Annotated in this window: 8 protein-coding genes; 2 read left to right on the forward strand and 6 right to left on the reverse strand. The window is 58.1% G+C overall.

The features are described from left to right. Nucleotides 1-614 (reverse strand): hypothetical protein (locus VN887_03280; GenBank protein ID HXT39023.1); only part of this gene is annotated, 614 nt, incomplete at its 3' end. Nucleotides 615-1,111: 497 nt separating this feature from the next. On the opposite strand from VN887_03280, the gene VN887_03285 reads away from it, so the two are divergent. Together VN887_03285 and VN887_03290 are read left to right on the forward strand one after the other, a co-directional pair. Then, nucleotides 1,112-2,593, forward strand: a complete 1,482-nt coding sequence (locus VN887_03285; GenBank protein ID HXT39024.1) for a hypothetical protein — start codon at nt 1,112-1,114, stop codon at nt 2,591-2,593. A gap of 344 nt (nt 2,594-2,937) precedes the next feature. Then, nucleotides 2,938-3,531 (forward strand): hypothetical protein, encoded by a 594-nt coding sequence (locus VN887_03290; GenBank protein HXT39025.1) that lies wholly within the window; start codon nt 2,938-2,940, stop codon nt 3,529-3,531. Between the two features lie 50 nt (nt 3,532-3,581). Here VN887_03290 and VN887_03295 read toward each other — a convergent pair whose 3' ends face one another. The 5 genes from VN887_03295 to VN887_03315 form a co-directional block, all read right to left on the reverse strand. After that, nucleotides 3,582-3,929 (reverse strand): hypothetical protein, encoded by a 348-nt coding sequence (locus tag VN887_03295; GenBank protein HXT39026.1) that lies wholly within the window; start codon nt 3,927-3,929, stop codon nt 3,582-3,584. Next, on the reverse strand, nt 3,926-4,537 hold the full coding sequence (locus VN887_03300; GenBank protein ID HXT39027.1) for an FHA domain-containing protein: 612 nt from the start codon (nt 4,535-4,537) through the stop codon (nt 3,926-3,928). The genes VN887_03295 and VN887_03300 overlap by 4 nt, the downstream gene beginning before the upstream one ends. A gap of 98 nt (nt 4,538-4,635) precedes the next feature. Beyond that, entirely contained in the window at nt 4,636-6,207 is a 1,572-nt protein-coding gene (locus tag VN887_03305; GenBank protein ID HXT39028.1) for a class I tRNA ligase family protein, read from the reverse strand. Nucleotides 6,208-6,307: 100 nt separating this feature from the next. Further along, nucleotides 6,308-7,279, reverse strand: coding sequence for an MraY family glycosyltransferase (locus VN887_03310; protein ID HXT39029.1), 972 nt, complete (start codon nt 7,277-7,279; stop codon nt 6,308-6,310). 87 nt (nt 7,280-7,366) lie between these two features. Beyond that, a partial coding sequence (locus tag VN887_03315; protein HXT39030.1) for a tetratricopeptide repeat protein occupies nt 7,367-8,158 on the reverse strand: 792 nt, incomplete at its 5' end.

The following is an 8,158-nucleotide window of genomic DNA, read 5'->3' on the forward strand; positions in this document are numbered from 1 at the left end:
ACCGCCATCGAACCCGCCTGACCCGCCAAGCCCGCGCCCAACGCCGACCAGGAACTGCCGTTCCATCTGGCGATGTTGCTGGCCATGATTCCTCCCGCATTGGTGAAATTGCCCGCCACATAAACGTCGCTCCCGAGCACAGCGATGGCATGAACCAGGGGCATGGAGCCCGGGCCGGTCACTCCTGTTCCCAATGGCCGCCAGTCGGTGCCGTCCCAGCGACCGATATGATTGACGAGCACGCCGCCGGCCACCGTGAACGCGCCACCGGCATACAGGTCCGTGCCGCTGGCCGCCAGTGCATAAACATAAGGATTAGGGGAGTTGGAGATGCCCGCTCCCAAAGCGGACCAACTGCGGCCATCCCATCGGGCCAGATTAAGAATGTTCGAGCCGCCCGCCTGCGTGAAGGCGCCACCCACATAAACATTGGTCCCGTTCACCGCGATCGCATTGACGTTTCCATCCACCCCCAACGGCCCAAAACGGTCATCCCAGTTCTCATCGCCTGCCACCGCCAATAATCGCACTGGCAAGACGACCATCGCCAGCAGCAGCAACTTTCGACTTTGGATTTCGGTCTTTGGACACTGGACAGTGGGTGCGTAGGTCATCTTAGGGTCTTTGTTCTGCTGTGGCGCAACCAAAACGGCGGATAGTGATTCAACGTGGTGGCTTCATGCGGAGAATTCCAAACGCGGCCTGTCCTGTCGAGCAGCATTTGAACTCGTCGCCACTTCATTACGCTAATTATGCCAGCCCGCGGTATTCCGTTGCGGCTGGCTGTGAATAACTATTTGCGGAAGGTGATGGACATAATCGCAGTGAAGTTTTTGAATGCGTTCACGCTTCGTGAGTTTTGCGCGAAGTGGTCCTTCCTCGCCCCAGGCTCGCAGCGCTCGTGTGAGCGACGTGCAGCAATAAATCCGCGGTATGTTCCAAGACTCAGTTGTTCCGATTTTCGGTCATGCCCGGGCGAAACAAATAACCATGTCCGCGAATGTTGCGTATCGTCAGCACAACCCTGAGATGAACCAGTCCTTCCCGCGTAGCAATCTCGGATCTGTGACTTCGTCGTTCAGGCACCGCGGACCAAACGGTGTCACCCGCCATGAAATCAATCCTCCTCAAACTGTCAGGTCGCGCAAGCGACCTTGCCGGTGTCGAACCCCTGATCGCTCTTTTTCTGGGAGCGGCGCTCCTTGCCGTATTTCTCTCTGCCGTCGGGCAATCCAAATCTCACGCCGACCCGTCGGCAAAGTCCAGCCTGCTCTGGACTCTCTACGGACGTTTCACCTGTCTCACCGGGGCATTGATGCCGGTGGTGCTGCTGATGGCAACGATTTCGGTCCTGCGCATCTACCTGCGTCAGGCGGTGTCGAATTTTCAACGCACGCACGGCCGTGTCACACGGGCAAATTATGACGCAGTGCGAACGATCTGGGGGGCGGAGCAGGAGCAGGGTGAATTGAAAGTTGAAATCTACACCGACGAGGAAATCACTGAACGCATCGAGTCCGAAGATCTGACCAAGCCCGCCGTTTTGCGGAAAAAGGTCGTGCGGCGTCCGGTCACCGCCAATCCGTTCATTGCGACACGCCACGACATCGTGTTGAAACGGAATGCGCGAAAGAAAGGCTCAGCTTACTACGGCGGTTATGAAACGACTTGTCGTTTTTCATGGCAATTGAACAATCCCGCCGCGACTCCGCAGAAATGCAATCTGGTATTTCCGCTGCCTGCCGCCCGCGCCATGTATGACGACCTGTCCGCCACGCTCAATGGCAGGGATGTGCTCCCGCAGATGCAACTCAAGGACGCGACGCTGACGCTGACGCGCGAGCTGCAACCGAACGAAACACTGGATTTCAAGATGGCCTTCAAGAGCCGTGGCGTGTCGTTCTGGTATTTTCAGGTACGGGAGGCGCGGGAGATCCGCGATTTCCTGTTGACGCTCACACTGCCAGACCTGCCGAAGACGAAGCTCAACTATCCCGGCGGCTGCATGACACCCACGGACGTTCAGCCGACCACCAACGCACCGGGCAGTGTACTGACTTTCCGTCTCGACCACGCCATTTCAAATCAGGGCATGGGCGTCGCGCTGCCGTCGATGCCGCAGCCGGGACAGGTTACGAACGCCGTGCTCGGAGAAACCGAGCGCGCCTGGTTGTTAATCTTTGCCATGATGGTCTTGACGCTGACCCTCACGCAAGTCGGGCACGCCATCTTGATCAGCATTCTATTCGGAGCAGCAACAGCGTTCGTTTACGGGTTGATGGGCGACTTCAGTGACCTGCTGTTTGGGTTTTTCGGAACGGCGGTGTTGATCCTGATTCCGTTGTTCCTGTTACTGGCAAAGCTCCTGACGCGAGTGGCAGGCGGTGGCGCCATCAAGGCGCTTGCTCTGCAATTCCTGATCATCGGGATTCTTTACCCGTGTGTGGCGGGATTGGACTCCGGCCGACAGACCCTTTATCTGGATCTCTGCGCCGCCGGCTTTCTCGCGTTCACGGCGTGGCTGCTCGCGACGCGCCAGCGAAATCGGCCCGCGAAGCGGACAAACGCGGTCGCCGCGATGCAGTCGGCATGAGCCCGGAAATAAACACGCACGCCTCTGGTGCATGGCGATCAGACGCGGCATTGCAGTACCGGTTGATCGGCGGCTGCGAGAATCCGTTATGTCCGGCTTTGGACAGACGTTGCCTTTGATTAAGGCAGGATGCGGTGACACTGGGTTTCATTCGCGGACTTGTGACCACGAGTGTACCGCGCTGGCGCGGCATGATGGTTGCTCGACAAACGGATATGCGGGTTGTCGCTTTATCTCTGTTGTTGATGTGCGCCATTGGTTGTGATCAATCAAAGCCTCAACCACCTGCCTCTAAAGCCGCAGCTTCCACCCCGGCACCTGCTCCGGCGCAAACCTCTCAACCAGTGACTCCGGTTGAAACGCCCGCTTCGACCGCACAGATCGAGGCCACGAAACCCTGTTTCCGCTGCGGTGGATCGGGAACGATTCATTGTGCGGCGCCCGGCTGCGAGGATGGACAGATTGAGTGTCCCGGTCCGTGTTTGAAACTGTCGAAAGGGGTGTGGGTACACATGCAGGTCGCAGGCCATAGCGCCGACGACGTGTGGCAAAAATTTCCGAAAAGCAGTGGAGGATGGGAGGCGTGGAACCAGAACCATGTCGGGGAGGTCATCGAGGTAAAAAATGGAGTGCCCGTAAATGTCGGCAAGTGTCCCGTCTGTAGCGGCAGCACGCGCGTGCAGTGCCCAACCTGCTTCGGCACCGGCAAGGCGGTATGCAATCTGTGTGGAGGGAAAAAGATGATTCCGGATTCCTGGACAGAATTCGACAACCCGACACAGAAAGTGAAACCGACAACGATCCAGTTGACGGACGGGCGCAGTCTGGTGGGCAGAATTCAGATGCGGCTCGGCTCCAAAATCTATGTCAGGACGGAGGACGGCAAACAAGTGGAAGTCAACACAGGCGAGATCGTATCTGAAAAGCCCGTTCGGTGACGGAAATGTTGCGGCAGGAGCTGAGTATTGGTCAGAAGCTCGGGCTGCAGCTAATTATTTGCCCGCAAATCGCAGGTTGCTGACAACGCCCTCGTCATGATTCCGATAACATCCCTGGTGAACTGTCCGCGATCCTCACTACAACGCCGGAGTTGAAGCCGGAGGATGCTGTATAGGAACCGGTCGTCCAAAGACGCCATGTCATTGAACCGGGAATGAAACCGGTCAGTGAGTTTGGCGTGCTGCTTCGCCCCACGGGCGAGTTCGACCAGCGTCATCCCAGTCGGAGTGGCGGCGTAACTCGACGAAAGGTCCAGATTTTTCCACTCAAGCATGCCGGGCAGGTTCGTTCGAGGCGGCCGACGGTCGCCGCTGCACCTCACGGGCTTTGCAATCATTTGAAGTGGATGCGAATCGTCTGGGTGAGCCGCCCGAACAATGACTGTTTCTTTGGTTTGGTCGCAGCTGTCGGCAGTGTCGCGCCCGGAAGCGGCTCGCACGGCGCGGAGCACGACGGACAAAACGCACGGATCTTCCCTCCGGCCAGCCGGAGCACATGCACGCACTCTTCGCAAAAAAGCTTATGACACTTGACGCATTTCAATGTTGCCCTGGTCCCGTGATGGTTGAGGCACGAGGCCGAACCGTCCGGCATGGTCGCGGACGGGGGAGGTTGCTGGACCTTCACCTCAGGAATCGGACTGTGCGGGGTCTCCTCGACGGGGTGCGAATGCAATTTCAACTCGGCGCTGCCCAGGCGCAGGACCTGGCCTGGCACCAGAGGAGCTTCATGGATTGCCTGACCGTCGATGTACGTCCCGTTCGTCGAGCCAAGATCGCGAACCAATACGGAGCTTCCGGACACGACTATTTCGCAGTGAAAACTTGAGACGGTGGCGTCGTGGACGCGGAAATCGTTGGTTGGATTGCGACCGAGGGTGTTGAACCCCGGTTCCAGTTCGAATGTGCCCGGGTGCGTCAGACCTGCCAACACAAGCTTGTTCATAAGCGTCACGCGGGCCGTGCAACAGTGTATTGTGCCCGCTGTTTATTGTCGAATGGTCGTCCGCTCACAAGGCTTTTGGGCAGCGCGTTTGGCTGTCATCAGGTTTTGGCCAGGTCACGCCGCGGAAACAACGGCGCGGGTTCGCCTATGGAATGGCCGGAGACCAATCCTCCCCAGGCCAGGCCGCTCATCTGGTCTGGCGAATGGCTCAGACCGAGTTGCGCGTAAATGTTCTCGGCCGCGGTCGGGATGAACGGCCACAGCAACACGGCAAGTATGCGGCACGTCTCTGCGAGCGTATAAAGGACCTGATTCAGCCGACCGGTTTTTGCCGGGTCCTTGGCCAGTTTGAATGGGGCTGTTTTGTCCACATATTGATTGGCCAGGGTCACGATCTCCCAGATACATTCCAGCGCCTCCTGCGGGTGGCTTTGGAGCAGTGACTTTTTCGTATCCCCAACGTGCAAAATGACGAATTCGCAGAATTCAGGTTCGTCGAAGCGATCCGGCACGACGCCGTTGCGATAACGCTTCAGCATCGAGAGCGATCTGTTGATCAGGTTGCCCAGGCCATTGGCCAGTTCGGCCGCGTACCGCGCCTGAAAACTCGAATCAGTCCAGTTGCCGTCCGGTCCAATATCCAGCTCGCGGACGACGTAGTAGCGAAACGCGTCCACACCCCATTCATCAATGACGGCAATCGGGTCCACGATGTTGCCGGTGGTCTTGCTTATTTTTTGACCATCCTTCTGCCACCATCCGTGAACAAGCAATTGCTTGGGCAAGGGAAGGCCCATCGCCTTGAGCATGATCGGCCAATAAACCGCGTGGAATTTCAAAATGTCCTTGCCGATGACGTGAATATCCGCAGGCCAGAGTTTGATTTCGGGTTTCGGGCTTCTGGCTTTTGTCCCCAGGGCGTCCCCCAGCGCGGGGTCATCGTGCGCGACGGGAACACTGATGTAATTCACGAGTGCATCGAACCAGACGTAGGTGACAAAATGGGAATCGAACGGCAGCGGAACGCCCCAGTTAAGTCGAGCCAGCGGACGGGTGATGCAAAGGTCCTCGAGTTCGTGGTTCTTCAGGAAGCCGAGCACTTCGTTGCGGCGGGAGGCGGGTTGGACGAAGTCGGGGTTGGATTCGAGGTAGTCAATCAGCCATCGTTGTTCGGCCCGGAGTTTGAAATAGTAGTTGTCTTCAACCAGTTCGGTCACCTCGCCGTAAGCAGGATCAAAGCTCCCGTCCGGGCGTCGGTCCTTGTCGGTCAAAAACGTCTCTTCTTTCAGCGAATAGAAGCCCCGGTATTGCGCTTTGTAAAAGTGGCCTGCCAGGTGCAGTTTCGTCAGGATTGCCCGGACGACCTCTTTGTGGCGCGGTTCCGAGGTGCGGATGAAGTCATCGTTGGAAAGGTTCAGCTTTTTGGCAAACTCCTTCCAGACCATCGCCAGTCCGTCGCAGTATTCCTGTGGTTGTTTCCCGTTTTCTGACGCGGCCTGCTGGACCTTCTGACCGTGCTCGTCGAGTCCCGTCAGAAAAAAAACGTCTTCGCCCAGGCTGCGCCGGGCGCGGGCGATCACGTCTGTGACGACCTTTTCATAGGCGTGGCCGAGGTGCGGCTCACCGTTCAGGTAATCAATTGCCGTCGTGATGTAAAACCGTTTGATCACGCGCCTACTTTGTCGGACGTGATCGTTCTTTGCAACCATCGTGATCGGTCTGGGCCGGCAACAGGAATGAGCAACGATCCAAAAACAGCAGTGGAACGCTCTACATCACCGCAAGGCTTCCCACGATGGCGGCCAGCAACCAGATCAGCGCCACTGCTTGCGTCCGGCTCAGACCGCGCCGGGTGAGCCGGTGCGAGAGATGATTGTTGTCGCCGACATAGAACGGCCTGGCCAACCGCCAGCGGAGCAACACGACCCACACCAGATCGCCGAGGGGCACCGCCAGGACCAGGAGTGGTTTCAAAACGGCCAGAGCCTGGGGATGCTTTTGTGAGTAAAAGTGGGGCAGGATGGCAACAACGGCCAGCAGGTAACCGATCAGATGACTGCCCGAGTCGCCGAGGAAGGCGGTGGCTCTCGGGAAGTTGTAAGGTAGAAAGCCCAGCAAGGCACCCGCACAGACCAGCGCAATCAGCGCGACAAGATATTGTTGCGCGGTGGCGGTAATGATTCCAAAGCACAACGCGCTGATCGCGCCCAATCCCGCGCAAAGGCCGTTCATGTTGTCCATGAAGTTGAACGCGTTGATGACAATCAGGATCCAGAGCACGGTGATGGCGTAGCTGAAGACGAGGCTGTGAACGAACAAGGTGACACGGGCGCCGGATGCGGCGACGAGCAGCGCAAAGCATAACTGGCCGCTGAATTTCACCGCGGGCCGCAACTCATGTTTATCGTCCCACGCGCCCAACGCGGTCATGCCGAGCGCTCCAAACGCGATCGCAGAAAGCTCAAGAAAACGCTTCCGCAGGCCATACTGGAGATCGGCCGTGTGCGACCCAAACACACCGAGTTTGACGGCCATCGCTCCAAGCGCGAGGGCGATCAGCAATCCGGTCAGCACTGCGGGGCCGCCCGCAAGTGGCACGGGGGAATCGTGAATTTTACGGTGTCCGGGGTCATCCACCAGGTCCGCGCGCAGACACACGCTTCGCCAGAAGGGCAGCGAGGCGAGCGTGATGAAGAACCCGCCGGCAAACGCGAGCAGATAGACGTTGAACGGAAACCTCATGGTTTGCCTGGGGCAGGAAGCGTCGTGAAATCAGGAGACTCGCACGCGTGGCCGGGACGATCCTGTATGTTCCCGACGCCTGCCGGATCAGTGACTCGATCCTGCCTTCAATTGCTTGAGTCGTTCGGAAACTTCCGCCGCTTCTTTGTGGGCGTCCGGCGGGACATATTTCAAATACAATTCGTAGTTCTTGACAGCGGCGGCCACGTCCTTGCGCCGGGATGCAATTTCGCCCAGCCCATAGTAAACGCGATACAGCGTGGGAACCAGCCTTTGCAGCGTTTCGTAATCGCGTTGGGCCGCGTCCAGTTGATCGCTCTGCAAATTGGCAATGGCGCGATTCATCAGCGCGATGCGGTTGTCGGGCTGTAGTTTGAGGAGCTGGTTGAGCGGGGCCACAGCATCTTTGTAAGCCTTCGTTTGAATGCAAATGGCGCCCCGGTCGAGCAGCGCTTGCGGGTTATCGGGCTCCTTTTTCAGCACCGCGCTGACGGCGTTGCTGGCTTCATCATAGTCTTTGAGCTGCATGCACACGTAGGCCTTGTTCAGCAGTGCGGCTGTGTTGCCAGGGTCCAGCTTCAGGCTCTCCTCCAGCGTCGAGAGCGCGTTGGTCAGACGATTGGCCTGTACATACATCTGGAAGAGCGCATCCGACAGCCCGGAGTTTCGCGGGTGTTGCCGGCGGGCATCGAGCAGTATTTTTTCCGCGGTCGCCGCGTCGCCTTTGTTAAAATGGGCCGTGGATTCCAACCGGGCAAGTTCCACAAGATTGGTGGAATTCAGCGGGCGCGAAGTCTGGCGGGAACGGATTTCACCAACTGTCTCCAACGTCTTGTCGGGGATGCCGCCAGCAAGAAACACGCCGGCCAGCAGAAAGCG

Origin of the sequence: Candidatus Angelobacter sp. (assembly GCA_035607015.1) — a bacterium.
Classification (GTDB): Bacteria; Verrucomicrobiota; Verrucomicrobiia; order Limisphaerales; family AV2; genus AV2.